We start from the raw sequence: 24,526 nt of genomic DNA on the forward strand, positions 1-24,526 counted from the left end.
TCCCCCTGTTTCGCCAGGCTTTGGTCCCCGCCTGCCTCCGTGCCAGATTCCTGTTGCGGCCAGTTTCAACTAGGGGTGGCGAGACTGGAAACCGGGACGGTCTAGTAGACAATACGGCTTTCTCCGCCTGTGCCGGAACTGTTCCATGCCTGATAGCCGTCCCGTATCTCCGCCCACCCGTTGGACCCGCCGCCGCCTGCTTGGGCTGGCGCTGGTATTGCTCGTTGTGGCGGGCATAGCCTGGCTGGCGCTGCGGCCCGCGGCCAAGCCAGGCGCCGCAGGCGGCCCGGGGGGGCGGCCCGGCGGCCGGCCGCCAGCGGGCGCCATGATGACCCCCGCGGTGCCGGTGCGCATCGCCACCGCCGCCAAGCAGGACATCGACATCTACCTGAAGTCGCTGGGCACGGTCACCGCCTACAACACCGTCACCGTGCGCAGCCGGGTCAGCGGCGAGCTGGTGGAAGTGGCTTTCCAGGAAGGCCAGCAAGTGAAGGCCGGCGATCTGCTGGCGCAGGTGGACCCGCGGGCCTTCCAGGTGGCGCTGGACCAGGCGCGCGGCACGCAGATGCAGAACCAGGCCCAGCTGGAGAACGCGCGGCGAGACCTGCAACGCTACCAGGCGCTGTTCAAGCAGGACTCGATTGCCAAGCAGCAGGTCGACACGCAGGCCGCGCTGGTGCGCCAGTACGAAGGCACGGTCAAGAGCGACCAGGCCAATGTGGACAACGCCCGCCTGCAGCTGGATTACGCGCGCATCACCGCGCCGATCAGTGGCCGCCTGGGTTTGCGCCAGGTGGACCGCGGCAATCTGGTGTCCAGTTCTGATGCCAACGGCCTGGTGGTGATTACCCAGACCCAGCCGATTTCCGTGGTGTTCACGCTGCCCGAGACCCAGTTGCCCGAAGTGCGCGCCGAGATCGCGGCGGGCAAGACGCTGGCCGTCGACGCCTATGACCGCGCCGACACCCGGCGCATCGCCACCGGCCAGCTGGAAACGCTGGACAACCAGATCGACGTGACTACCGGCACGCTGAAGATGAAGGCGCGCTTCGAGAATGCCGACGACGCGCTCTTCCCCAACCAGTTCGTCAACGTGCGCCTGCACGTGCTGACGCGCAAGGACGTGACCGCGATCCCCACCGCGGCCATCCAGCAGGGCTCGGCCGGCGCCTTCGTGTTCCTGGTGCAGGCGGACGATACCGTGCAGGTGCGCCAGCTGAAGCTGGGCGCGGTCAACAACGGCATGGTGGCCGTCAACGAAGGCCTGCAGCCCGGCGACCGGGTGGTGGTCGAAGGCACCGACCGCCTGCGCGCGGGCGCCAAGGTGGAAGTGGTCGGCGGCGCCGAGACCGTCCCGGGCTCCCCCAACAAGAACCTGGGCGCCGGCGCCCCGGCCGGCACCACGCCGCCGTCGAAGTAAGCCAGGAATTGCCGTGAGTCCGTCGCGCCTGTTCATTCTGCGTCCGGTGGCCACCACGCTGTCGATGGTGGCCATCCTGATCGCCGGTTTCATCGCCTACCGGCTGCTGCCCGTTTCGGCCCTGCCGGAAGTGGACTATCCGACGATCCAGGTGGTGACGCTGTACCCCGGCGCCAGCCCCGACGTGATGACCTCGCTGGTCACCTCGCCATTGGAACGGCAGTTCGGACAGATGCCGGGCCTGAACCAGATGTCGTCCACCAGCTCGGGCGGCGCCTCGGTCATCACCCTGCAGTTCAACCTGACCCTGCCGCTGGACGTGGCCGAGCAGCAGGTGCAGGCGGCGATCAACGCCGCCTCGAACCTGCTGCCCAGCGACCTGCCGGTGCCGCCGACCTATAACAAGGTGAATCCGGCGGACGCCGCAGTGCTGACGCTGGCGATCACTTCCCCCACCATGCCCCTGCCGCAAGTGCGCGATCTGGTGGATACGCGGGTGGCGCAGAAGCTGTCGCAGATCCCGGGCGTGGGCCTGGTCAGCGTGGCGGGCGGCCAGCGGCCGGCGGTGCGGGTGCAGGTCAATCCGCAGGCGCTGGCGGCCAACGGCCTGTCGATGTCGGACTTGCGCACGGCCATCGTCGGCGCCAACGTCAATCAGCCCAAGGGCAATCTGGACGGGCCGCAGCGCTCCACCACCATCAACGCCAACGATCAGCTCAAGACGCCCACCGACTACAACGACCTGATCATCGCGTACAAGAACAATGCGCCGCTGCGCTTGTCCGACGTGGCGCGCGCCGTCGAAGGCGCCGAGGACACGCGCCAGGCGGCCTGGGCCGGCGACAAGCCCGCCATCCTGCTCAATATCCAGCGCCAGCCGGGCGCCAACGTGATCGACGTGGTCAACCGGATCCAGGCGCTGCTGCCCCAGCTGCGCGCCGCCTTGCCGGCGACCCTGGACGTGAGCGTGGTGTCCGACCGCACCCAGACCATCCGCGACTCGGTGGCCGACGTGCAGTTCGAGATGATGCTGGCCGTGGCCCTGGTGGTCATGGTGACCTTCGTGTTCCTGCGCAGCCTGACCGCCACGCTGATCCCCAGCGTGGTCGTGCCGCTGTCGCTGGTGGGCACCTTCGGCATCATGTACCTGGCCGGTTTCTCCATCAACAACCTGACCCTGATGGCGCTGACCATCGCCACCGGCTTCGTGGTGGACGACGCCATCGTCATGATCGAGAACATCGCCCGCCACATCGAGGAAGGCGAAACGCCGCTGCAGGCTGCGCTCAAGGGCGCCTCGCAGATCGGCTTCACGCTGATCTCGCTGACCTTCTCGCTGATCGCGGTGCTGATTCCGCTGTTGTTCATGACCGAAGTGGTGGGGCGGCTGTTCCGCGAGTTCGCCATCACGCTGGCCGTGTCCATCCTGATATCGCTGGTGGTGTCGCTGACCCTGACGCCCATGATGTGCGCGCGCCTGTTGCGCGCCGAGTCGGAGCAGAAGCACGGCCGCTTCCATCAGGTCACCGGCGCCTTCATCGACCGCGTCATTGCCGGCTACGACCGCTGGTTGCAGGTCGTGCTGCGGCATCAGCCGCTGACGCTGCTGGTGGCGCTGGCGACCTTCGCGCTGACGGTGCTGCTGTATCTGGTGATTCCCAAGGGCTTCTTCCCGCAGCAGGACACCGGCCTGATCCAGGCCATCACGCAGGCGCCGCAGTCGATTTCCTTCCCGGCCATGGCCGAGCGCCAGCGCACGGCCGCGCGCCTGGTGCTGGAAGATCCCGACGTGCAGGCCGTATCGTCCTTCATCGGCGTGGACGGCAGCAACGCCACGCTCAGCGCCGGGCGCATGCAGATCGCGCTCAAGCCGCAAGCCGAGCGCAACGGCGACCTGCGCACGGTGATGGGGCGCCTGGAGCAGGCCCTGGCCAAGCAGGATGGCCTGACCGTCTACATGCAGCCGGTGCAGGACCTGACCATCGAGGACCGCGTAAGCCGCACGCAGTACCAGATGACGCTGTCCAATCCCGACCTGAAGGTGCTGAGCGAATGGACGCCCAAGCTGGTGAACCGCCTGCGCCAGGTGCCCGGGCTGAAGGATGTGACCGACGACCTGCAGGACGACGGCCTGCAGACCTGGGTCGAGATCGACCGCGACGCCGCGTCGCGGCTGGGCATCACGGCGGCGGTGATCGATGAGGCGCTCTACAACGCCTTCGGCCAGCGGCTGATTTCCACCATCTTCACGCAATCCAACCAGTACCGCGTGGTGCTGGAGGTCGAGCCGCAATTCCAGGTGACGCCTGCCTCGCTGGGCCAGATCCACGTACCTACCTCGACCGGCGCGCAGGTGCCGCTGTCGTCGGTGGCGCACATCAGCGAAGGCAAGACGATACTGGCCGTCAACAGGCTGGACCAGTTCCCCATGGTGACCGTGTCCTTCAACCTGGCGCCGGGGGCTTCCTTGTCCGGCGCGGTGGAGGACATCATCGCGGCCGAGGCCGACATCGGTTTGCCCACGGGCGTCGAGACGCGCTTCCAGGGCGCGGCGCTGGCGTTCCAGAATTCGCTGTCCAGCACCTTGTGGCTGATCCTGGCCGCCATCGTGACGATGTACATCGTGCTGGGCGTGCTGTACGAAAGCTATATCCACCCCATCACCATCCTGTCGACGCTGCCTTCGGCCGGCGTGGGGGCGCTGCTGGCCTTGCTGATCAGCGGCACCGAGCTGGACATGATCGGCATCATCGGCATCATTCTCTTGATCGGCATCGTCAAGAAGAACGCCATCATGATGATCGACTTCGCGCTGGACGCGGAGCGCAAGCGCGGCCTGAGCCCGCGCGCGGCCATACATGAGGCGGCGCTGCTGCGCTTCCGGCCCATCTTGATGACCACGCTGGCCGCCCTGTTCGGGGCGCTGCCGCTGATGCTGTCCACCGGCACGGGCGCCGAGCTGCGCCAGCCGCTGGGCCTGGTGATGGTGGGCGGGCTGCTGCTGTCGCAGGTGTTGACGCTGTTCACCACGCCGGTCATCTACCTGATGTTCGACCGCATGTCGCGCCGCTGGCGCGGCGTGGATCAGGCGCAGGCGGGGGACGCGTCATGATCCTGTCGGCACCCTTCATCGCCCGGCCGGTAGCGACCACGCTGCTGAGCCTGGCGGTCGTGCTGGCAGGCTTGCTGTCGTTCTTCCTTTTGCCCGTGGCGCCGTTGCCGCAAGTGGACATTCCCACCATTTCGGTGTCGGCCAGCCTGCCGGGCGCCAGTCCGGAAACCATGGCGTCCAGCGTGGCCACGCCGCTGGAGCGTTCGCTGGGCAGCATCGCCGGCGTGACCGAGATGACGTCCAGCAGCTCGCAGGGCTCGACCCGCATCACGCTGCAGTTCGATCTGTCGCGCGACATCAACGGCGCCGCCCGCGACGTGCAGGCCGCCATCAACGCGGCGCGCTCGCTCTTGCCGACCAGCCTGCGCAGCAATCCCACGTACCACAAGGCCAATCCCTCCGCGGCGCCCATCATGACCCTGGCGCTGACGTCCGACACGCTCAGCCAGGGCCAGCTTTACGACATCGCCTCGACCATCGTGGCGCAGAAACTGTCGCAGGTGGACGGCGTGGGCGAGGTGACGGTGGGCGGCAGTTCGCTGCCGGCGGTGCGCGTTACCGTGCTGCCGGGTGCGCTGGCCAACCGCGGCGTGTCGCTGGACCAGCTGCGCGCCACGCTGGCCAATGCCAACGCCAACCGCCCCAAGGGCGTATTGCAGAACGATCGCTATCACTGGCAGATCATGGTCAGCGACCAGCTCAGCCGCGCCGAGCAATACCGACCGCTGATCGTCGCCTGGAAGGACGGCGCGCCGGTGCGCGTCTCCGACGTGGCCCGCGTGGAAGACTCGGTCGAAGATCTGTACCAGACCGGTTTCTTCAACGAGCGCAAGGCCATCCTGATGATCGTGCGGCGCCAGGCGGACGCCAACATCATCGAAACCGTGGATGCGGTGCGCGCCCAGCTGCCCATCCTGCAGGCGTTGATGCCGGCGGACGTCAACATGACGGTGGCGCAGGATCGCACGCCCAGCATCCGGGCCTCGCTGCACGAGGCCGAGCTGACGCTGATCATTGCCGTGGGCCTGGTGGTGCTGGTGGTGTTGCTGTTCCTGCGGCGCTGGCGCGCGGCCATCATTCCCAGCGTGGCGGTGCCGGTGTCGCTGATCGGCACCTTTTGCATCATGTACCTCTGCGGCTTCACGCTGAATACCATTTCGCTGATGGCGCTGATCGTGGCGACCGGCTTCGTGGTGGACGACGCGATCGTGGTGCTGGAGAACATCATGCGCCATGTGGAGCGGGGCATGTCGCCCATGCGCGCGGCGCTGCGCGGTTCGCGCGAAGTGGGCTTCACGGTGCTGTCGATGAGCCTGTCGCTGGTGGCGGTGTTCATCCCCATCCTGCTGATGGGCGGCGTGGTCGGCAGGCTGTTCCGCGAGTTCGCGGTGACGCTGTCGGCCGCCATCATGGTGTCGCTGGTGGTGTCGCTGACCTTGACGCCGATGATGTGCGCGCGCCTGTTGCGACAGGAAGCTCCCGACGAGAAGCCGCCGGGCCGGCTGGCGCGCTGGTCGGAGCGCGGCTTTGAGTCCATGCTGGACGGCTACCGCCGCAGCCTGCGCTGGGCGCTGACGCACAGCCGCCTGATGATGCTGATCCTGGCGGTTGCCGTGGGCCTGAACGTCTATCTGTACACCGCGGTGCCCAAGGGCTTCTTCCCGCAGCAGGACACGGGCCAACTGCTGGGCTTTTTCCGGGTCGACCAGGGCACCTCGTTCCAGGCCACGCTGCCCAAGCTGGAGGCGCTGCGCAAGGTGGTGCTGGCCGATCCGGCGGTGCAGAGCATGACGGGTTACGCGGGCGGACGCGGCGGCAGCAACAGCAGCTTCATGCAGATCCAGTTAAAGCCCCTGGAAGAGCGCAAGGTCTCGGCGGACGTGGTCATCAACCGGCTGCGCGGCAAGCTGCAGAACATGCCGGGCGCGCGCATGTTCCTGGTGTCGCAGCAGGACATCCGCATCGGCGGGCGCGCCAGCCAGGGTTCGTACGACTACACGCTGATGTCGGGCGATCTGCAATTGCTGCGCACCTGGATGCCCAAGGTGCAGCAGGCCATGGCGCAGGTTCCCGAGATCACCGACGTGGACACCGACGTCGAGGACAAGGGCCGCCAGATCAACCTGGTGATTGACCGCGAGGCCGCGACCCGCCTGGGCGTAAGCATGTCCACCATTTCCACGGTGCTGAACAACTCCTTCAGCCAGCGCCAGGTGTCGGTGATGTACGGACCGTTGAACCAGTACCACGTGGTGCTGGGCGTGGACCCGAAGTTCGCGCAGGACATCGAATCGCTCAGGCAGGTAGAGGTCATCACCGCGGCCGGCGCGCGCGTGCCGCTGTCGGCTTTCACCCGCCTGGAAAACGCCAACGCGCCGCTCAGCGTGCAGCACCAGGGGCTGTTCGTGGCCGACACCATCTCGTTCAGCCTGGCGCCCGGCGTGTCATTGGGCCAGGCGACCAGCGCCATCGACGCGGCGGTGGCGCGCATCGGGCTGCCGTCAGACCAGATCCAGGCTGGCTTCCAGGGCACCGCCGCAGCCTTGCAGCAGACCTTGGCGCAGCAGCCCTGGCTGATCCTCGCGGCGCTGGTCACCATGTATATCGTGCTGGGCATCCTGTACGAGAGCTTCGTGCATCCGCTGACCATCCTGTCGACCTTGCCGTCCGCCGGTCTGGGCGCCCTGCTGGCGCTGCTGCTGGTGCGCTATGACTTCACGCTGATCGCGCTGATCGGGGTGTTCCTGCTGATCGGCATCGTCAAGAAGAACGCCATCATGATGGTGGACTTTGCCCTGGAAGCCGAGCGCACTCAGGGGATGAGCCCGCGCGATGCGATTTTCCAGGCGTGCCTGACGCGCTTTCGCCCCATCATGATGACGACCATGGCCGCCATTTTCGGCGCGCTGCCCCTGGTGCTGGCCACCGGCGCCGGGGTCGAGATGCGCCAGCCGCTGGGCATTACCATCGTCGGCGGCCTGGTCCTGAGCCAGATCCTCACGCTGTACACCACGCCCGTGGTCTATCTTTACCTGGACCGCTTCCGTCTCTGGGCCGCGCGCAAGCGCGCTTCCAGGAACGGGTCCTCCGCTCCCATAGAACCCACATGATGCGCAACGCCAAGTCTGTTCCGAACCTGTTCCTTCCCCGCAGCATCGCCGTGGCCGCGCTGTGCGCGCTGCTGGGCGCTTGCGCGGTCGGCCCCGATTACCAGCGCCCGGCGCTGGACGTGGGCACGGCCTACAAGGAAGGCCAGGACCAGGTCGACGGCTGGAAGCCCGCCCGGCCGCAGGACCAGGCCGAGCGCGGCGCATGGTGGCAGGTCTATGACGACGCGACCTTGAACGGCCTGGTGGAACGCCTGAACGCGTCCAACCAGACCGTGGCCCAGGCCGAGGCCAACTACCGGCAGGCGCTGGGCCTGGTGCGCGGCGCGCGCGCCGGCTTCTTCCCCACGGTAGGCGCGGGCGCGGGCATGACGCGCTCGGGCAGCGGCGGCGGGCAGAACGGCTCGACGTCGTCGTCCGGCAGCAACGTCTCGAACCAGTACTCGCTGACCGGCAACGTCAGTTGGGAAGTGGATCTGTGGGGACGGGTGCGGCGCAGCGTGGAATCCTCGGAAGCCAGCGCCGCGGCCAGCCTGGCCGACCTGGGCGCCACGCGCCTGAGCGCGCAGGCCGCGCTGGTGCAGGCCTATCTGCAATTGCGGGTGCTGGACGAACAGAAGCGCCTGCTGGACGCTACGGTGGCGGCTTATGAGAAATCCCTGCAACTGACGCAGAACCGCTACGCCGTGGGCGTGGCGGGGCAGGCCGACGTGGCCGTGGCGCGCACGCAGGTGGAAAGCACGCGCGCGCAGTCGATCGACCTCGATTGGCAGCGTGGCCAGCTCGAACATGCCATCGCCGTGCTGATGGGCCAGGCGCCGTCGCAATTCAGCCTGCCGCCCACGGTGTTCGCGCTGCAACTGCCGCAGATCCCCGTGGGCCTGCCGTCCGAACTGCTGGAACGCCGGCCCGACGTGGCCGCGGCCGAGCGCCGCGCAGCCGCCGCCAATGCGCAGATCGGCGTGGCGCAGGCCGCGTGGTTCCCCAGCCTGACGCTGTCGGCCGATGGCGGTTTCCGCAACGGCCAGTTCGCGGAACTGCTGACGGCGCCGGCGCGGTTCTGGTCGCTGGGACCGGCGCTGGCGCTGACGATATTCGATGGCGGCGCGCGCGAGGCGCAGGTGGAGCAGGCGCGTGCGTCCTATGACGCGCAAGCGGCCGCCTACCGCCAGACGGCGTTGACCGGACTGCGCGAGGTCGAGGACTATCTGATCCAGCTGCGCGTCATGGAGAACGAGCAGGTGGTGCAGCGCCGTGCGCTCGAAGCGGCGCGCGAATCGCTGCGCCTGACCCAGAACCAATATAAGGCGGGTCTGGTCGATTACCTGAGCGTGGCGGTGGTGGACGCCACCGCGCTCAACAGCGAACGCAATGCGCTGAGCCTGCTGGGCAACCGCTTCGCGGCCAGCGTCAATCTGATCGTGGCCCTGGGCGGTGGTTGGGAAGGGCTGCCTGCCGCGGGAGCGCAAGCGCGCGCGGACAATCAGGCGACGCCTGCGGCAGCGGCTCCCGCGCAGCCCTGAGGTCGGGCCGCGCGGATGCGTGATGGAGCGCCGGCGCGGTCAACGCCAGCGTTTCACGCGCGCGGCAGGAAGGCGATGAGCAGCCAGGCCGCCGCGGCGGGCACCGCGAACACCAGCAGCAAGATGGGCAGTTCCTCGCGCACCGTATAGCCGGCGCGCGTGACGCCGACCCACATGTTGACGATAGCCATCAGCAGCCATGCGGGCAGGAACAGTTTGGCCGCGGCGATCGAGCCGGCGGCGTCGCCGCCCCATTGCTTGCCGAACAGCGCGAACACGGCCAGCAGCAGCAGGCCTCCGACGATGGTCAACAGTACGTGCATGGCGTCCCTCCTATTTGGTGGTGTAGCCGCCGTTGATCAGCACCGTCTGGCCGGTGATCCACCAGCCGTCCGACACCAGGAAGCGGATGAAGGGGACGACGTCCTCGATGTCGGTAAGCCCGGTTTTCGAGAATGGCGACAAGGCGGCTGCGGTCTTGTGGTACGCCACCGCGTCGGCGCCTTCCGCCGGATAGAAGAACGGCGTGTCCATGGGGCCGGGGCCTACCGCCGTCACCGAAATGCCGCGCGCGCCGAACTCCTTGGAGGCGGCGCGGGTGTAGTGCTCCACCGGCGCCTTGGTGCCGGCGTAAGCCGCGTAGAAAGGCGTGAATGCGCCCAGCAGCGATGTGACCAGCGTGCAGATCTTGCCGTTGTCATTGACGTGGCGGCCGGCTTCCTTCAGGAAGAAGAAGGCGGACTTCGAGTTCACCGCGGCCATCTCGTCGTATTCCGCTTCCGTGATTTCGGTGAAGGGCTTCTTCAGCACTTTGCCGACGGTATTGATCGCAATGTCCGGCCGTCCCACCGCGGCCACCGCGTCGGCGAACAACTTTTCCATCGCGCCGGCCGAGCTCAGGTCGGCCTGCAAGGCAATGGCCTGCGCGCCCGCCGCCTTGACTGCGGCGACCGTCGCGTCCGCATCGGCCTTGGTGGCCGCGCTGTTGTAATGCACCGCCACCGCGCGCGCGCCTTGCTGCGCCAGATCGCGCGCGATCAGTCCGCCCAGGTTTTTCGCGCCGCCCGCGATGATGACGGTTTTGCCTTTGATTCCGTGGTCTGCCATGGTCCTCTCCGCTATCGGGCCGCCGGATGCGAGCCCTAGTGCAGACGATGATATATTCCACAAAATCCGCATAAAACTACTATTTCTGGCATCTCTATCCAGAAATTACGAACAGTGAGGCCCGCCCTCGCAGGAGCCAACCGCCCCATGGACCGCATAGACCTGTTCCGGGTTTACGCCCGTGTCGTCGAGTGCGCGAATTTCTCTCGTGCGGCGGATACGCTGGGCCTGCCGCGCTCCACGGTGTCCGCCGCCGTGCAGGAATTGGAGGGCCGGCTGGGCGCGCGGCTGCTGAACCGCACCACGCGGCAAGTGGCGCCCACGCAGGAGGGCGCGGCTTTCTATGAGCGCTGCCTGCGCCTGGTGGCCGACATGGAAGAGGCCGAAAACCTGTTTCGCCACAGTTCGGTGGGCCCCAGCGGCATGCTGCGCGTGGACGTGCCCGGACGCGTGGGCCGCCTGATCGTGGCGCCGGCGTTGCCGTCTTTCCTGGAAGCCTATCCGCAGATCGACGTCACGCTGGGCGTGACGGATCGTGCCGTAAACCTGATCGAAGAGGGGGTGGACTGCGTGCTGCGGGTCGGCGTGCTGCCGGACTCGGGCCTGGTGGCCAGGCCCATAGGCATGCTGCGCCTGATCAATGTCGCCAGCCCCGCCTATTTGTCGCGCCATGGCGTGCCGCGCACGCCGGACGATCTTGCGGCGGGGCATGCTTGCGTGAACTACGCCTCGCCGTCGACCGGCCGGCTGGCGCCCTGGGAATGGCTGGACGGCGGTGCGTCCCGGACCGCGCCGTTGCGCGGGCGGGTCACGGTCAACAGTGCCGAAGCCTATATCGCCAGCTGCGTCGCGGGACTGGGGCTGATCCAGATCCCCGCCTACGACGTGCAGCCGCAGATTGCCGCGGGGGAATTGGTCGAAGTCATGCCGGAGCATCGGCCCGCGCCCATGCCGATGACCTTGCTGTATCCGCAGCGGCGTCAGCCGTCGCGGCGGGTGCAGGTGTTCGCGGATTGGTTGGAGGCGCTGCTGCGGCCAGCCTGCAGCCTGGGCTGAGGGCATGAAAAAGGCCGGCCATGACGGGCCGGCCTTGCTGGCGCGAGAACTGCGGCGCGGGGTTTACAACTGGATCGCCGACAGGTCCGGACGCCGCAGGTGCCAGTCGGTGGCCGCCTGGAAGGCCATGCCGATGCGGCCCAGCGCGTCTTCGCCGTTGGGCTTGCCCAGCAGCTGCACGCCGATGGGCATGCCGTCAGCGGAAAAGCCCGCGGGCAGGGCCAGGCCGGAGGCGTTGACGTAGTTGCCGGGGCGGGTGAAGGCGGCCAGCGGCGTCGCGGCCTCGTCCACGTCTTCCAGCGGGCAGGCGGCAAACGGCAGGCAGGGCGCGAGGACCGCGTCGTAGTCGCGCATCCAGTCCTGCCAGGCCGCGCAGGCGCGCGCATGGGCCTGCAGCGCCAGCACGTAGTCGGCGGCGCTGGTCTGCTTGCCGCCCAGCACGCGGGCGCGCACATAGCGGCCCAGCGGCAGGCTGTCGTCCTCGATGTAATCGCGGTGCTGGGCATAGGCTTCAGCGGCGATGATCAGGCCGTTGCGCAACATCATGTCGTGGAAATCGAAGGGGAAGGGGGCTTCCACGCATTCCGCGCCCAGGTCGGCCAGCGCGCGCCGCGTGTCGTCCAGCGCAGCTTGCACCGCCGCGTCGATGGCGATGGGGTACTGCGCCTGCGGCATGACGGCGATGCGGGTGCCGGCCAGCGGCTTCGCGCCCGCGCGTGGATCGCGGTAGCGGTAGACGGGTATGCCCCGCGTCACGGGGTCGCGCGGGTCCGGACCGGACATGGCTGCGGTCAGCAGCAGCGAGTCGCGGGTGTCGCGGGTGAGCGGGCCGATGGAATCCAGCGTGTGCGACAACGCCACCGCGCCGTACAGGCTGATGAGGCCACGCGTGGTTTTCAGGCCGGTGATGCCGTTCAATGCAGCGGGAATCCGCACCGAGCCGCCGGTGTCCGAGCCCAGCGCGGCCGGCGCCAGGCCCGCAGCCACGGCCACGCCGGAACCGCTGGAGGAGCCGCCGGGAATGCGTGCGCGCGTCAGATCCCAGGGATTGCGCGGCGTGCCCATGACGGGGTTGGTGCCCCAGCCGCCAAAGGCGAACTCCACCATGTGGGTCTTGCCCAGCACCACCATGCCGGCGTCGATCAGGCGGGTCACGGCCGTGGCGGTGGTTGCGCTGCGGCGCTCGCGCCAGGCTTGCGAGCCGGCCGTGGTGATCTGGCCTTCGATGTCGCACAGATCCTTGACGGCCACGGGCAAGCCGTCCAGCGGACCGAGCAGGCCGTAGCCCGCGCGGCGGCGCGCGTCGGCGGCTTCGGCCAGGCGCAGCGCGCCCGCGTGGTCGACGCTGACGTAGGCGCCCAGCGCCGGATTGGCGCGGTCGATGCGGTCCAGGTAGTGCCGCGCCAGTTCTACCGAGCTGTAGCGGCCGTCGGCCAGGCCCTGCGCAAGTTCGCCGAGCGTGGCAAATGCAATGTCAGACATGTTTTCCTCGGGTGATGTCAGCGCGGCGCGCGGGTTGCCGCGCGCCGCCTTCCTGCCTGCGCGATCAGCGCTTGTTCCAGTCGGGGGCCGGGTATACCGGCTTTTGCGTGGCCACGTCGGCGGGCCAGACCGGGACCATGCCCTTGCCCGGCAGCAGCTGCACCACGGGGAAGGGCATCAAGAGCTGCTTGCCCGTTTCGTCGATGGCGTAGGGACCGGCCATGACGGTGAGCTTGCCGGACAGGTCCAGCGAGGCCTTCTTCAGCGCGGCGGCGTCGGTGCTGCCGGCTTGCTTGACGATCTCCTCGGTCAACGCGCCCGCGCCATAGGCCAGCGCGGTCTGGAAATCGGGCGGGAACTCGGCCTTGGGGAAGCGCTGGTCATAGGCGGCGGCGAACTGCTCGCGCGTCATGCCGGCGTTGACCTTCCAGTTGATCGCGGGGTGGTAGTTGGTGTGGCTGTAGATGTAGTTGGAATCCGCGCCGATGGCCTGGAATTGCGGGGTCGACGCATACACCATGAAGACATACGGGAAGTTGATGTCCAGCTGCTTCATCTGGCGCGTCATGCTGATCAGGTCGCCCTCGTACGAGGTCGGCACCAGCGCTTCGGCGCCGGCCGCGCGGGCCTTCTGCAGAATGGTGCTGAAGTCCTTCTGACCCTTGGGGTACTTCTCGAACAGCACGACCTGCATGCCATTCTTGGCGGCCTGTTCCTTGCCGCCTTCGGCCAGGCCCGCCGGGAACGGCTCGTCCGAATACAGTATGGCGACCTTCTTCACGCCCTGGTTGGCGGCCAGCTCCATGTTGGCGCGCAGCATCGCCGACACCGGCATCTGCGTGCCGGACACCATGTTCTTGAAGCCCTGCTTGTACAGGTCGTCGCTGGCGGCGGACCAGACCATCAGGTACTTGCCCAGGCGCTCGGTCACCGTGGCGGCCGCGGCGGTCAGCGTGGAGCCGAAGGGCGCGAACACCAGATCCACTTTTTCATCGACAATCAGGCGTTCGTAAACGCGGGTCACCATCTGCTTGTCGCTGCGGTCGTCCAGCTTGACCAGCTCGACGGGGTATTTCTTGCCTTTGACTTCGATGCCGCCGCGGCGGTTGACGTCGTCGACCCACAGTTCGACGCCGCGCACGCCCGATTGCGAGGCGAGCGCGAAACTGCCGGTCGACGATACCGTCATGCCGACGCGGATCTTGTCCGAGGTCTGGGCGGCGCCCAGGGCAGGGGTCAGGGCGGCGACGGCAAGGGCCAGCGCCGGTAAGCGGGACAGCCAGGGTCTAGCGTGCATGGGAGGTCTCCTATCGTTTTTGGTATGCGGCCCCGCGTTCCGTGGCGGACCATCGGACACAGGCCATATGTTGGGCAATGTTTGCTCAACATGCGAGATAGCGTATAACAAATAGGCATGGAGCGCACGCCTTGAATAAATTGAATTACCGACAGACCGAAATGCTGTGGGCCATCGTCATGGCCGGGTCCATCAGCGGCGCCGCCCGGCTGCTGAACATTTCCCAGCCGGCCGTCAGCCGGATGCTGGCGCATACGGAAAAAGCCATGGGTGTCACGCTCTTCGAGCGGGTCCGCGGCAAGCTCAGGCCGACCTCGCAAGTGCAGAGCCTGTTTGAGGAAATCGAGAAAACACAGCGCATGATGCAGCGCGTCAACGACCTGGCCGACGCGCTGGCGGAGCACGGCACCGGGGTGTTGCGGCTGGCGTCCATTCCCAGCCTGGCCCAGTTCCTGGTGCCGCGCGCCGTGGCGCGCTTCCAGCAGCGCCATCCCGAGCTGCTGTTGCGGCTGAACACGACGGCGCTGCCCACGCTGATCACCGACGTATTGCAGGGCGAGGCCGAGCTGGGGTTGGTGGTGATGCAGGCGGATCATCCCTTCCTGATGTCCCAGCCCCTGCACGTGGGAAAGATGGTGGCCGCCATACCCAAGGCGCATCCGCTGGCGGCTCGTGCCGAGGTAAGCCTGGCCGATCTGTCGCCGCATCCGCATATCGTGGTGGGCACGCGCATGCCCTTTGGCATGCTGGTGCTGGGCGCCTTCGAGCAGGCGGGCCTGCCGTGCCGCATGTGTGCCGACGTGCCCTGGAGTCAGCTGGCCTGCGCCCTGGTCAACGCCGGGGTGGGCATTGCCATCGTGGATGAATTCACCGTCATGCAAAACACCATGCCGGACGTGGTCATCGTGCCGCTGGCCGAGCGCATTCCCCTGAATATCTCGGCCGTCTATGCCAGCAATCGCGAGCCCTCGGTCATCGCGCTGGAGTTCATCAACGAGCTGCGCGAGGTGCTTGCCGAGGCCTTTCCGGTCGAAAATAAGGGTTAGTCCTTAACTTGCAGTTATGGTTTGAACTGTTCATAATCGCCTCCAAATAAAGCGGCCGTCCAACCCGGAAACGGCCCGGAGGAAGACATATGAGCAGCAGTCCCGTCCTGGCGGCGGGCGCCGCCTCGCATCGCGCGCAGGATCAGCGCGCAGTGCGGTTGCGCACCCGCATCGCCATCATCGTCTTTGCCGGCCTGGCCGCGGGCCTGGCTTTGATTCCGATGGCCACGTCGAACATCTCGTTCGCGTTCTACCTGATGTTGTGGATCACCATGGCCAGCGCCATGAACATCTGCGTCGGCTTCACCGGCTATCTGCCGTTCGGCTATGTGGTGTTCTATGGCGTGGGCTCGTACGCCACCGGCATCTGCTACAAGATCCTGGGCTGGCCCATCCTGCCGTCGCTGCTGGCGGCGGGCGGCGTGGGCGTGGCGATCGCGCTGCTGCTGGCGCCCACGCTGAGGTTGCGCGGGGTGTACTTCGGCATCGTGAGCCTGGCGCTGGCCACCATCGTCAAGCTGGTGATCTCCAACCTGCCGCAGTCCTTCACCGGCGGCAGCATGGGCATCATCCTGTCCAACGCCAACAATCCCACGCATAGCTATTACGCCATGCTGGCGGTGATGGGCGCGACCCTGGCCACCGTCACCTGGCTGTCGGTGTCCAGCCTGGGCCGCGCGCTCAAGGCCATCCGCGACGATGACGGCGCGGCCGCCTGCGTCGGCATCCACGTGCCCAACACCCGCCTCAAGGCCTGGCTGCTGGCCGCGCTGTTCCCGGCGCTGGCTGGCGGCATCGAGGCCTGGTACACGAACGTGGTGGATCCGGAGTACGCCTTCCACGTGCTGATCACCGCCAAGAGCATCATCTACGCGATGGCGGGCGGCTTCGGCACCATCCTCGGGCCGGTCGTCGGCACGCTGGCGCTCCTGGGCATCGACCACATGATCTGGCAGAAATTCCCGGTGGTTAACCTGCTGCTGCTGGGCCTGATCATCGTGCTGCTGATGCTGTTCCTGCCGCGCGGCATCGTCGGCAGCCTGATCAAACGCAAGCCGCAACTGCGCCGCTACATCGCCTGAGGAACCGCCATGACCGGACTGATTATCCAAGGGCTGATCAACGGCCTGATCCTGGGCGCCATCTATGGCCTGATCGGCGTGGGGCTGAACGTGATCTTCGGCGTGCTGCGCGTGGTCAACTTCGCGCACGGCGAGTTCCTGGTGCTGGGCGCGTACTTCGCCTTCTATCTGATGGAGTACGCCGGCATCAACCCGCTGGTGGCGCTGCCGCTGGCCTTCGCCGCATTCTTCCTGGCGGGCTATCTGCTCTATTTCGTACTGATTCCGCGGCTGTCCAAGGCGGACGATCCCGAGATCAGTTCGCTGCTGCTGATGTTCGGCGTGTCCATCATGCTGGGCGCCATCATGCTGCTGGTGTTCGACGCCGACGCGCGCTCGCTGCCCTATGAGATCGAACCCGTGTTCCTGAAGTTCGGACCGGTGCTGATCCCGACCGTGCGCCTCTTGGCGCTGGTGATTGCGCTGGCCATCATCGGCGCGCTGACGGTGTTCCTGTACCGCAGCCAACTGGGCAAGGCGCTGCGCGCCATCATCATGAACCGCGACGCGGTGCGCATCGTGGGGATCAACGCCGAACGCCTGTCGGCCGTGGCCTTCGGGCTGGGCATCGGCCTGGCCGCCGCCAGCGGCGTGCTGGTGGCGATGGTGTTCCCGGCGTTCTCGCCGTTCATGGGCAACGACTACACGCTGATCGGCTTCATCGTCATCGTCCTGGGCGGCCTGGGCCACCCGGTGGGCGCGCTGGTCGGCGCGCTGCTGTTCGGCGTCACGGAGCAGGTGTCGGTGGTGTTCTTCAATCCCTCCATCGCCACCATCTGCGGCTTCACGCTCATGGTCGCCACCATCTTCATCCGGCCCAGCGGACTCTTCGGCCGCCAGGCGTTGCGCTAACAGGAGCCGGACACATGTTGAAAGTCAGCAATCTCAAGAAGCGCTTCGGCGGGCTGGTGGCCTTGCAGGGCGTGGACCTGGACGTGCCGCGCGGCTCGATCCTGGGCGTCATCGGCATGAACGGGTCGGGCAAGACCACCATGCTCAACTGCATCAACGGCATCTACACGCCGGACGAGGGCCGCATCGAGCTCGACGGCCAGAACATCGCCGGCAAGCAGATCCACGAGGTCGCCCGGCTGGGCGTGGGCCGCACCTTCCAGGTGCCGCGCATCTTCCGCCAGCTGACCCTGCTGGACAATCTGGAAGTGGCGCAGCAGCAGACCGGCCGCAGCGCCGACGAGCGCTACGCCCAATCCGAGTACTGGCTGCACAAGGTGGAGCTGCATCGTCTGCGCCACAACTACGCCGAGGAGCTGTCCGGCGGGCAGCAGAAACTGGTGGAGCTGGCGCGCATCATGGTGGCACGGCCCAAGGTGGTGCTGCTGGACGAGCCCTTCGCGGGCGTCAACCCGGCGCTGGCGCAGCTGCTGATCTCGGTCATCCGCGAACTGCCGGGCGAGCACGACTGCTCGGTGGTGCTGGTGTCGCACGACCTGACCTCGATCTACCAGCTGTCTCATCACATCATCGTCATGAACGAAGGCGCCATCCTGAGCCAGGGCAACGCCGAGCAAGTGCGCGCCGACCCCCGTGTGGTCGAAGCCTATCTGGGAGCCTGACATGAGCACGTCGATACTCGCGCTGGAAGACGTGACCGTGGCCTACCACGGCGACATCACCATCCTGAACCACGTCAACATCCAGGCGCGCGCAGGCAAGGTGACGGGCGTCATCGGCCCCAACGGCGCCGGCAAGTCCACGGTGCTGAAGACCATGTTCGGTTTCCTGCCGCCGCGCACCGGCCGCATTACGCTGCGCGGCGCGGACATCAGCGCGCAACCCTCGCACGAGCGCGCCAGCAACGGCGTGGCTTTCGTGCCGCAGCACCGCAGCCTGTTCGGCGAACTGTCGGTGCACGACAACCTGCTGCTGGGCTGCTGGCCGTTCCGCAAGGACAAGGCGCGGGTGCGCCAGCGCATCGATTCCGTCTACGACCGCTTCCCGATCCTGGCGCAGAAGCGCGACGACCCCGTCTCCAGCATGAGCGGCGGACAGCAGCGCTTCGTGGAGTTCGGACGGGCCTTGTTGATCGAGCCGTCCGTCATCCTGCTGGACGAGCCCACCGCCATGCTGGCGCCCAAGATCTCCAAGGAGATCTACACGCTGATCCGCGGCTTTGCCGACGAGGGCATGACGGTGGTGCTGGTGGACCAGAACGTGCGCCGCTGCGCCGAGGTGTCCGACTACATGTACATCCTGGAGCTGGGCCGCAACAAGGCCGAGGGCGGGCGCGAAGCCTTCGATGACGGCGGCGGGCTGCGCGAGATGGTTGCGTCGTGGATGGATTACAAGATCGATTGACTTTGGGTCAAAGCGGCCGTCCCAGCCGCTTTTCGACCTGCCGCCTTTCCCATTGGGGACCGAACAGCCGGTACGGCGCGTAGACCCGGATGGCGCGCGCCGCCAGGGCCAGTCCCAGGCCCAGCATCACCCAGTATGACCACATGCGCTGGGGCGAGGTCAGCAGATTGATCGCGTACAGTGCCGCCGCGATCAGCGCGTAGCGCAGGCAGGCCACATAGAAGCCGCGCAAGGCGCGCACGTGGGCGAAGGCTTCCCGTTCCGCCTCCTCGGCGGCTGTCATTGTCGTATCCATTGCTGTTTCCTCCGTATTCAGGGTGGAAAAATCGACTTCGAAAACCGAGGCAATGGACTTGAGCGTCTCCACGCTCGCGGGTTGGCCCGCTTCGATGCGCTGGATGGTCCGCGCGCTCAGGCCGCTGGCCTGGGCCAGCTGCTGCTGGGACCATCCGCGCTTGAGGCGTAGCTTTTGAATCAGCATGGTTCGATTCCCATTGGTTCGGAATCACCAAGGTAGCCGATAGGGCGGCGCAGCGATACGACAGGGGCACGACACGGGCACGACAGCGGGGCGACGGGGCCCAGTTTCAGTGTTTCAGCGTCCAATCGTCCAGCTGCAATCCGGGCACGCGGGAAAATTCACGCGTGTTGTTGGTAACAAGTACCAGGCCGCGCGAGCGGGTGTGGCCGGCGATCATGGCGTCGTAGGGGCCGATAGGGGTTCCGGCGCGCGCCAGTTCCGCGCGAAGCTGACCCGAATCTGCTGCCGCGTCATGGTCATAGTCGAGCACTTCCAGGCGCTGCAGGAAACCGTCGACAACGGCGTGATTGCGCGAGGGGGCGGCGGACTTTTCCGCGCCATAGGCGAGCTCCATGGCGGTGATCGCGCTGATACATCGCTGGCCCTGCCGCCGGTTGAACGCCTGCTGCACTGCGTCTGGCTTGTTCTTGATGGCAAAGATGCAGGTGTTCGTGTCCAGCACGAACTTCAGCGGCATGAGCGGCCTCCTGCCCTGGCCACGGGTTGATCGCGGTCGTTGAGAAAGTCGGCCGTGACGGACTCGCCTGCGAACCAGGCGTCCCAGGACCTGTCGGCGGGCACCGGCGTTGGCCGTTGGTTGATGGCGACGACGTACCCCAGTGCCGGACTGCCTGGCCGGGCGGCGGTTTTGCGTCGGTCTGCTGGGCGGCTATGGGGTGTTTTATAGATGGATTCTGATTTCATGGCGCTCTCCTCGACTGATGTATGACGCCCGTTTTTTATAGCGCGCCACGTGTCTCCCGCCTATGACGGCTTACCGCAAATCGCTGCCAGCCTTGTTCGGCTTGGGCCGGCTTCCGTGCAGTTGCGAGCGGCGGTCAGGCTGCACAGATCCGGCGCGTGGCGCCGCCGCCACGCCCGCCAGGCTTTGCATTTTTTGACGGTCCGGCACCACCAGCCTTGCGCTAATCTGGCTGCGCCATCATCCCCAGGCGAGGCCCACGCCATGACCTTTCTTGCAAGCGCCAACCTGCTGCGCCGCCGCGACGGACACGAAGCCCGCGTCACCTACGTCGAGCTGTTCTTCGACCTGGTGTACGTATTCGCGGTCACCCAGATATCCCACAGCCTGCTGCATGATCTGACCTTGATGGGCGCGCTCCACTCCCTGGTGCTGTGGTTCGCCGTCTGGCTGGGCTGGCAATACACCTGCTGGGTCACCAACTGGTTCGATCCCGACGCCGTGCCCATGCGCGTCATGTTGTTCGCCGTGATGCTGGCGGGCCTGGTCTTTGGCGCCGCCCTGCCGGGCGCGTTCGGCGCCACCGGGCTGGTGTTCGCCGTCAGCTACGCGCTGATCCAGGTGGGGCGCACGCTGTTCATCGTGCTGCACCTGGGGCCTGCGCATCCGCTGGCGCCCAACTTCCGCCGCATGTTGGCCTGGCTGTGCGTGTCGGCGGTCCTGTGGATCGCCGGCGGACTCTCGCAGGACGGTGCGCGGCTGGCGCTGTGGGCGCTGGCGGTGGCCTGCGAGTATCTGTCGCCCATGATCGGCTTCCGCTTTCCCGGCCTGGGGCGTTCCGCGACCAGCGAATGGACGATCGAGGGCGGCCACCTGGCCGAGCGCTGCCAACTGTTCGTCATCGTGGCGCTGGGCGAAACCCTGCTCATCACCGGCGCCACGCTGGCTGGCCTGGAGCGCTGGGACGCACCCGCGCTGATCGCGTTGCTGGCGGCCTTCCTGGGCACGGCCGCCATGTGGTGGGTGTACTTCGACACCAGCAGCCGCGATGGCAGCGAAGCCATCGTGCATAGCGACGATCCGGGCCGCATCGGCGCCTGGTTCCATTATGTGCACGTCATCCTGATCGCCGGCGTGATCGTGTCCGCCGTGGCCAACGAGCTGGTCATATTGCATCCGGACGGGCGTATCGCCATGCCGGCGGCTGCCGCGCTGGTCGGCGGGCCGGCGCTATACCTGGCAGGCAACGGCATCTACAAGACAGTGGTCTACGGCCGTTTTCCGCTGTCGCACGTCGTGGGGCTGGTGCTGCTGGCGGTGCTGGCGCCCGTGGCTTTCGTGACCGACAACCTCATGGTGGGCGGTTTGACCACGTTGATCATGATTCTGGTGGCGGCGTGGGAAAGCGTGTCGCGGCGCAGGGCGCACGCTGGCGTTCCGCAAGGAGTCGCGGAGTAGCGTCAATCCTGTGAGGGCCGGAGGCTGCCCCAGCGGGAGCCGCTGGATGCTCCCGCGCCGCCGGCAGGTGGCGGCTTTCAGCAAAGCCGCCGCGGCTCAGATCAGGCCGCGTATCCCTGCAATGCCGTGCGCGCCATGGCGCAGCGCTTGCGATACGGTCTGGGTGGACTGGCCTCCCAGCGCGAACACCGGGATGCCGGCGTCGCGGTTGCCTGCCACGAAGCCTTCCCACCCGAGCGTCGGCGCGCCGGGATGGCTGGGCGTGTCCAGCACGGGGCCCAGCACCGCGAAATCGGCGCCAAGTTCGCGCGCATGGACGACCTGGGCGTTGTCGTGCGCGGATACGCCGACCAGCGCGCCCGCGGGGAGTTCGGGACGCGCCGTGAGCTTGGCCGCATCGGCCGCGCGCAGGTGCACGCCGTCGGCCTCGCGCCACCAGGCGGCGGGATGGACGCTGTTGACCAGCACCCGGGCGCCCGCGGCGCGGCAGCGCTTCTGCACCTGTTGCAGCACTTCATGCAACGACGGGGAGGCCGCGCCGTCCGGCCATTGCGGTTCGCGCAACTGCACCAGCTTGACGCCGCGCGCCAGCGCCGCTTCCAGCCGGCCCAGGAAGGCGGCCACGCCGGCCCGCGAACCCACGGAGCTGATACCGTAGGACGTGGGCAACTGCAGCCAGCGCAGCGGGGGCAGGGTGGCGGGCAACAGATCGCCCACCGACGCGGCCTGCGCGGGGTTGACCCATTCCAGGCGCTGGTTTTCCAGGCTGCGCGGTTCGCCTTCCCAGCCGGTGACGTGGCAGAACGCCAGGCGCACCGTGGTGTGGGGGTAGGCGTGCACGTAGGTGACCCAGGGGCGCGACTGCGTGACGCGGATGCCGATTTCTTCCTGCAGTTCGCGCGCCAGGGCTTCCAGCACGGTTTCGCCGGGTTCGAGCTTGCCGCCGGGCAGCTCCCACCAGCCCGCCCAGGGTTTGCCTTCGGGGCGCTGTCCCAGCAGCAGCATGCCGTCCGGACGCAGGATCAGGCCGGCGGCGACGTCGACGATCTTTTCAGACATGACGGGCCGCCCAGTCGCGCGCGAACTGGTACGCCACGCGGCCCGAACGCGAGCCGCGCTCGATGGTCCATTGCAGCGCCTCGGTGCGCGAGGGTTCGATCTGCGCTTCCGGGCAACCCAGTTCGCGCAGCCAGTGGTAGACGATGTCCAGGTAGTCGTCCTGCTTGAAGGGATAGAACGACAGCCACAGGCCGAAGCGCTCGGACAGCGAGATCTTTTCCTCGACGGTTTCGCCCGGGTGGATCTCGCCGTCGGGCTGATGCTTGGCCGCCAGGTTCTCGCTCATGTATTCCGGCATCAGGTGGCGCCGGTTGGACGTTGCATAGATCAGCACGTTGTCGCCCGAGGCCGAGACCGAGCCGTCCAGCACCGACTTCAGCGCCTTGTAGCCGGCCTCGCCTTCCTCGAACGACAGGTCGTCGCAGAACACAATAAAGCGTTCGGGACGGGAGGCGACCAGTTCGACGATGTCGGCCAGGTCGCCGAGGTCGGACTTGTCGACTTCGATCAGGCGCAGTCCGCGCTCGCCATAGGCGGCCAGCATGGCCTTGACCAGCGAGCTCTTGCCGGTGCCGCGGGCGCCGGTCATGAGCACGTTGTTGGCCGGTTTCTTTTCCAGGAACTGCAGCGTGTTGCGGTCGATGATGCCCTTCTGGCGCTCGATGTGCTGCAAGTCCGCCATGTCGATGCGCGCGACATGGCGTACGGCGTCCAGCCAGCCGCGCGCGCCGCGCTTGCGCCAGCGGTAGGCATGGGCGGTCCAGTCGATTTCGGGCGTTGCGGGCGGAAGCCAGGCTTCCAGCTGCGCCAGCACGCGCTCGGCGCGCTGGATAAGGGTGGAGAACTCGGTTGCGGTCACGTCTGAAGTCCCGGAAGTTTCGGATCAGGAGCGGTAGTCGGCGTTGATCGACACGTATTCGTGCGAGAAGTCGCAGGTGTAGACGGTGTCGCTGACCTGGCCGCGGCCCAGCGCGATGCGCACCTGGATCTCGGCCTGCTTCATCACGCGCTGGCCGTCGGCTTCCTGGTAGGCGGGGTTGCGGCCGCCGTCCTTGGCCACCAGCACGTCGTCCAGCCACAGGCGGATGTTGGACACGTCCAGGTCGTCGATGCCGGCGTAGCCCACCGCGGCCAGGATGCGGCCCAGGTTGGGGTCCGAGGCGAAGAAAGCGGTCTTGACCAGCGGCGAGTGGGCCACGGCGTACGCCACCTTCAGCGCTTCCTCGGTGGTGCCGGCCTCTTCGACGCGGATGGTCATGAACTTGGTGGCGCCTTCGGCGTCGCGCACGATCTTGGTGGCCAGTTCCAGCGCGGCGGCCGTCAGGGCTGCGCGCACGGCGGCGTAGGCCGGATCGGATTCGGCATTCACTTCGACGCCCGACTTGCCGGTGGCGGCGATGATGAAGGAGTCGTTGGTGGAGGTGTCGCCGTCGACCGTGATGCGGTTGAACGAGGCGTCGGCGATTTCGCCGGCCAGCTTGGACAGCAGCGGCTGGGCGATGCCGGCGTCAGTGGCCAGGAAGCTCAGCATGGTGGCCATGTTGGGCCGGATCATGCCGGCGCCCTTGCTGATGCCGGTGAAGGTGACGGTCTTGCCGTCGATCTGCACCTTGGCCGAAGAAATCTTCGGCAGGGTGTCGGTCGTCATGATGCCGTGGGCGGCGCTGAACCAGTGGTCGGCGCCCAGGTCGGCGATGGCGGCGGGCAGGCCGGCCACCAGGCGGTTCAGCGGCAGCGGCTCCAGGATGACGCCGGTGGAGAAGGGCAGGACTTCGGCCGCGGGCACGCCCAGCAGCTTGCCCAGCGCGGCGCAGGTGTCCTTGGCCTTCTGCAGGCCTTCTTCGCCGGTGCCGGCATTGGCGTTGCCCGTGTTGATGACCAGCGCGCTGATCGGGCCGCCGGCGGCCAGGTGGGCCTGGCAAACCTGCACCGGCGCGGCGCAGAAGCGGTTGCGCGTGAACACGCCGGCCACGCTGGTGCCCTGTGCGAAACGGAACACGGTCAGGTCGCGTCGGTTGGCTTTGCGGATGCCGGCCTCGGTAACGCCGATTTCAACGCCGGCAACAGGAAAAATTTCGGACTCGGAGGGGATCTGCAGATTAACGGCCATGACTTCGTCTCATGTATGAGCAGGACGGAATCGCCGCCAGGCGAGGCGGCGCGCGGGGGAAAGCTTCGTATTATCCCACCGGAATGGGA

Annotated in this window: 20 protein-coding genes; 11 read left to right on the forward strand and 9 right to left on the reverse strand. The window is 67.1% G+C overall.

The window, feature by feature from the left end; genetic code table 11:
• The first annotated feature begins 145 nt into the window (after positions 1-145).
• From NGK62_RS14415 to NGK62_RS14430, 4 genes are read left to right on the forward strand one after another with little or no spacing between them, the layout of a single operon-like run.
• A complete protein-coding gene (locus NGK62_RS14415; protein WP_251878802.1) occupies positions 146-1,420 on the forward strand; it encodes an MdtA/MuxA family multidrug efflux RND transporter periplasmic adaptor subunit in 1,275 nt (424 codons plus the stop codon).
• A 13-nt stretch (positions 1,421-1,433) separates the two neighbouring features.
• Entirely contained in the window at positions 1,434-4,532 is a 3,099-nt protein-coding gene (locus tag NGK62_RS14420; protein WP_059374007.1) for an MdtB/MuxB family multidrug efflux RND transporter permease subunit, read from the forward strand.
• Complete coding sequence (locus tag NGK62_RS14425) at positions 4,529-7,642, forward strand: multidrug efflux RND transporter permease subunit (protein WP_059374006.1); 3,114 nt, start codon at positions 4,529-4,531, stop codon at positions 7,640-7,642. The genes NGK62_RS14420 and NGK62_RS14425 overlap by 4 nt, the downstream gene beginning before the upstream one ends.
• Positions 7,639-9,162 (forward strand): efflux transporter outer membrane subunit, encoded by a 1,524-nt coding sequence (locus NGK62_RS14430; protein WP_251878805.1) that lies wholly within the window; start codon positions 7,639-7,641, stop codon positions 9,160-9,162. Before NGK62_RS14425 ends, NGK62_RS14430 begins: the two co-directional genes overlap by 4 nt.
• A gap of 53 nt (positions 9,163-9,215) precedes the next feature.
• On the opposite strand, the gene NGK62_RS14435 is transcribed toward NGK62_RS14430, so the two are convergent.
• Both NGK62_RS14435 and NGK62_RS14440 read right to left on the reverse strand, forming a co-directional pair.
• Positions 9,216-9,485: a hypothetical protein gene (locus NGK62_RS14435; RefSeq protein WP_251878807.1), complete on the reverse strand. Its 270-nt coding sequence runs from the start codon at positions 9,483-9,485 to the stop codon at positions 9,216-9,218.
• Between the two features lie 10 nt (positions 9,486-9,495).
• Positions 9,496-10,269 carry an SDR family oxidoreductase gene (locus NGK62_RS14440; RefSeq protein ID WP_059374003.1) on the reverse strand — a complete coding sequence of 258 codons (774 nt, stop codon included), beginning with the start codon at positions 10,267-10,269 and terminating at the stop codon, positions 9,496-9,498.
• A gap of 147 nt (positions 10,270-10,416) precedes the next feature.
• Here NGK62_RS14440 and NGK62_RS14445 point away from each other — a divergent pair, with 147 nt between their 5' ends.
• A complete protein-coding gene (locus tag NGK62_RS14445) occupies positions 10,417-11,325 on the forward strand; it encodes a LysR family transcriptional regulator (RefSeq protein ID WP_251878809.1) in 909 nt (302 codons plus the stop codon).
• A 63-nt stretch (positions 11,326-11,388) separates the two neighbouring features.
• Here the strand turns inward: NGK62_RS14445 and NGK62_RS14450 are convergent, their stop codons facing one another.
• Together NGK62_RS14450 and NGK62_RS14455 are read right to left on the reverse strand one after the other, a co-directional pair.
• Positions 11,389-12,807 carry an amidase gene (locus tag NGK62_RS14450; protein WP_251878811.1) on the reverse strand — a complete coding sequence of 473 codons (1,419 nt, stop codon included), beginning with the start codon at positions 12,805-12,807 and terminating at the stop codon, positions 11,389-11,391.
• A 64-nt stretch (positions 12,808-12,871) separates the two neighbouring features.
• On the reverse strand, positions 12,872-14,104 hold the full coding sequence (locus NGK62_RS14455) for an amino acid ABC transporter substrate-binding protein (protein ID WP_088138198.1): 1,233 nt from the start codon (positions 14,102-14,104) through the stop codon (positions 12,872-12,874).
• A gap of 161 nt (positions 14,105-14,265) precedes the next feature.
• On the opposite strand from NGK62_RS14455, the gene NGK62_RS14460 reads away from it, so the two are divergent.
• The 5 genes from NGK62_RS14460 to NGK62_RS14480 all read left to right on the forward strand — a co-directional run bounded on the left by NGK62_RS14460 (position 14,266) and on the right by NGK62_RS14480 (position 18,587).
• Positions 14,266-15,150 (forward strand): LysR family transcriptional regulator, encoded by an 885-nt coding sequence (locus NGK62_RS14460; protein WP_353506923.1) that lies wholly within the window; start codon positions 14,266-14,268, stop codon positions 15,148-15,150.
• 89 nt (positions 15,151-15,239) lie between these two features.
• Entirely contained in the window at positions 15,240-16,232 is a 993-nt protein-coding gene (locus tag NGK62_RS14465) for a branched-chain amino acid ABC transporter permease (protein ID WP_059373998.1), read from the forward strand.
• 9 nt (positions 16,233-16,241) lie between these two features.
• The gene (locus tag NGK62_RS14470; RefSeq protein ID WP_059373997.1) at positions 16,242-17,123 is read left to right on the forward strand and encodes a branched-chain amino acid ABC transporter permease; all 882 of its coding nucleotides are present in this window, start codon (positions 16,242-16,244) and stop codon (positions 17,121-17,123) included.
• A gap of 14 nt (positions 17,124-17,137) precedes the next feature.
• Positions 17,138-17,845, forward strand: coding sequence for an ABC transporter ATP-binding protein (locus NGK62_RS14475; RefSeq protein WP_054459256.1), 708 nt, complete (start codon positions 17,138-17,140; stop codon positions 17,843-17,845).
• A 1-nt stretch (position 17,846) separates the two neighbouring features.
• Positions 17,847-18,587: a branched-chain amino acid ABC transporter ATP-binding protein gene (locus NGK62_RS14480; RefSeq protein ID WP_054459254.1), complete on the forward strand. Its 741-nt coding sequence runs from the start codon at positions 17,847-17,849 to the stop codon at positions 18,585-18,587.
• A 7-nt stretch (positions 18,588-18,594) separates the two neighbouring features.
• Here the strand turns inward: NGK62_RS14480 and NGK62_RS14485 are convergent, their stop codons facing one another.
• Positions 18,595-19,068, reverse strand: a complete 474-nt coding sequence (locus NGK62_RS14485) for a helix-turn-helix domain-containing protein (protein WP_118931444.1) — start codon at positions 19,066-19,068, stop codon at positions 18,595-18,597.
• 106 nt (positions 19,069-19,174) lie between these two features.
• Positions 19,175-19,585, reverse strand: a complete 411-nt coding sequence (gene vapC / locus NGK62_RS14490; RefSeq protein WP_251878815.1) for a type II toxin-antitoxin system tRNA(fMet)-specific endonuclease VapC — start codon at positions 19,583-19,585, stop codon at positions 19,175-19,177.
• 489 nt (positions 19,586-20,074) lie between these two features.
• Here vapC and NGK62_RS14495 point away from each other — a divergent pair, with 489 nt between their 5' ends.
• Positions 20,075-21,268 (forward strand): low temperature requirement protein A, encoded by a 1,194-nt coding sequence (locus NGK62_RS14495; RefSeq protein ID WP_251878817.1) that lies wholly within the window; start codon positions 20,075-20,077, stop codon positions 21,266-21,268.
• A 96-nt stretch (positions 21,269-21,364) separates the two neighbouring features.
• Here the strand turns inward: NGK62_RS14495 and NGK62_RS14500 are convergent, their stop codons facing one another.
• The 3 genes from NGK62_RS14500 to argJ are packed head-to-tail and all read right to left on the reverse strand — an operon-like array spanning position 21,365 to position 24,437.
• Positions 21,365-22,327, reverse strand: coding sequence for a Nudix family hydrolase (locus NGK62_RS14500; RefSeq protein WP_251878819.1), 963 nt, complete (start codon positions 22,325-22,327; stop codon positions 21,365-21,367).
• A complete protein-coding gene (locus tag NGK62_RS14505; protein WP_059373992.1) occupies positions 22,320-23,186 on the reverse strand; it encodes an ATP-binding protein in 867 nt (288 codons plus the stop codon). The genes NGK62_RS14500 and NGK62_RS14505 overlap by 8 nt, the downstream gene beginning before the upstream one ends.
• Positions 23,187-23,210: 24 nt before the next feature.
• On the reverse strand, positions 23,211-24,437 hold the full coding sequence (gene argJ, locus NGK62_RS14510) for a bifunctional glutamate N-acetyltransferase/amino-acid acetyltransferase ArgJ (RefSeq protein ID WP_251878821.1): 1,227 nt from the start codon (positions 24,435-24,437) through the stop codon (positions 23,211-23,213).
• Positions 24,438-24,526 lie beyond the last annotated feature (89 nt).

This window comes from Achromobacter sp. Marseille-Q4954, from assembly GCF_943737025.1.
GTDB lineage: Bacteria > Pseudomonadota > Gammaproteobacteria > Burkholderiales > Burkholderiaceae_B > Achromobacter > Achromobacter bronchisepticus_A.

Bases quoted from the DNA above. Each gene is read 5' to 3' on its own strand.
- NGK62_RS14415 (WP_251878802.1), top strand. From the start codon at position 146: ATGCCTGATAGCCGTCCCGTATCTCCGCCCACCCGTTGGACCCGCCGC.
- NGK62_RS14425 (WP_059374006.1), top strand. From the start codon at position 4,529: ATGATCCTGTCGGCACCCTTCATCGCCCGGCCGGTAGCGACCACGCTG.
- NGK62_RS14430 (WP_251878805.1), top strand. From the start codon at position 7,639: ATGATGCGCAACGCCAAGTCTGTTCCGAACCTGTTCCTTCCCCGCAGC.
- NGK62_RS14435 (WP_251878807.1), bottom strand. From the start codon at position 9,485: ATGCACGTACTGTTGACCATCGTCGGAGGCCTGCTGCTGCTGGCCGTG.
- NGK62_RS14440 (WP_059374003.1), bottom strand. From the start codon at position 10,269: ATGGCAGACCACGGAATCAAAGGCAAAACCGTCATCATCGCGGGCGGC.
- NGK62_RS14445 (WP_251878809.1), top strand. From the start codon at position 10,417: ATGGACCGCATAGACCTGTTCCGGGTTTACGCCCGTGTCGTCGAGTGC.
- NGK62_RS14450 (WP_251878811.1), bottom strand. From the start codon at position 12,807: ATGTCTGACATTGCATTTGCCACGCTCGGCGAACTTGCGCAGGGCCTG.
- NGK62_RS14455 (WP_088138198.1), bottom strand. From the start codon at position 14,104: ATGCACGCTAGACCCTGGCTGTCCCGCTTACCGGCGCTGGCCCTTGCC.
- NGK62_RS14460 (WP_353506923.1), top strand. From the start codon at position 14,266: ATGCTGTGGGCCATCGTCATGGCCGGGTCCATCAGCGGCGCCGCCCGG.
- NGK62_RS14465 (WP_059373998.1), top strand. From the start codon at position 15,240: ATGAGCAGCAGTCCCGTCCTGGCGGCGGGCGCCGCCTCGCATCGCGCG.
- NGK62_RS14470 (WP_059373997.1), top strand. From the start codon at position 16,242: ATGACCGGACTGATTATCCAAGGGCTGATCAACGGCCTGATCCTGGGC.
- NGK62_RS14475 (WP_054459256.1), top strand. From the start codon at position 17,138: ATGTTGAAAGTCAGCAATCTCAAGAAGCGCTTCGGCGGGCTGGTGGCC.
- NGK62_RS14480 (WP_054459254.1), top strand. From the start codon at position 17,847: ATGAGCACGTCGATACTCGCGCTGGAAGACGTGACCGTGGCCTACCAC.
- NGK62_RS14485 (WP_118931444.1), bottom strand. From the start codon at position 19,068: ATGCTGATTCAAAAGCTACGCCTCAAGCGCGGATGGTCCCAGCAGCAG.
- vapC (WP_251878815.1), bottom strand. From the start codon at position 19,585: ATGCCGCTGAAGTTCGTGCTGGACACGAACACCTGCATCTTTGCCATC.
- NGK62_RS14495 (WP_251878817.1), top strand. From the start codon at position 20,075: ATGACCTTTCTTGCAAGCGCCAACCTGCTGCGCCGCCGCGACGGACAC.
- NGK62_RS14500 (WP_251878819.1), bottom strand. From the start codon at position 22,327: ATGTCTGAAAAGATCGTCGACGTCGCCGCCGGCCTGATCCTGCGTCCG.
- argJ (WP_251878821.1), bottom strand. From the start codon at position 24,437: ATGGCCGTTAATCTGCAGATCCCCTCCGAGTCCGAAATTTTTCCTGTT.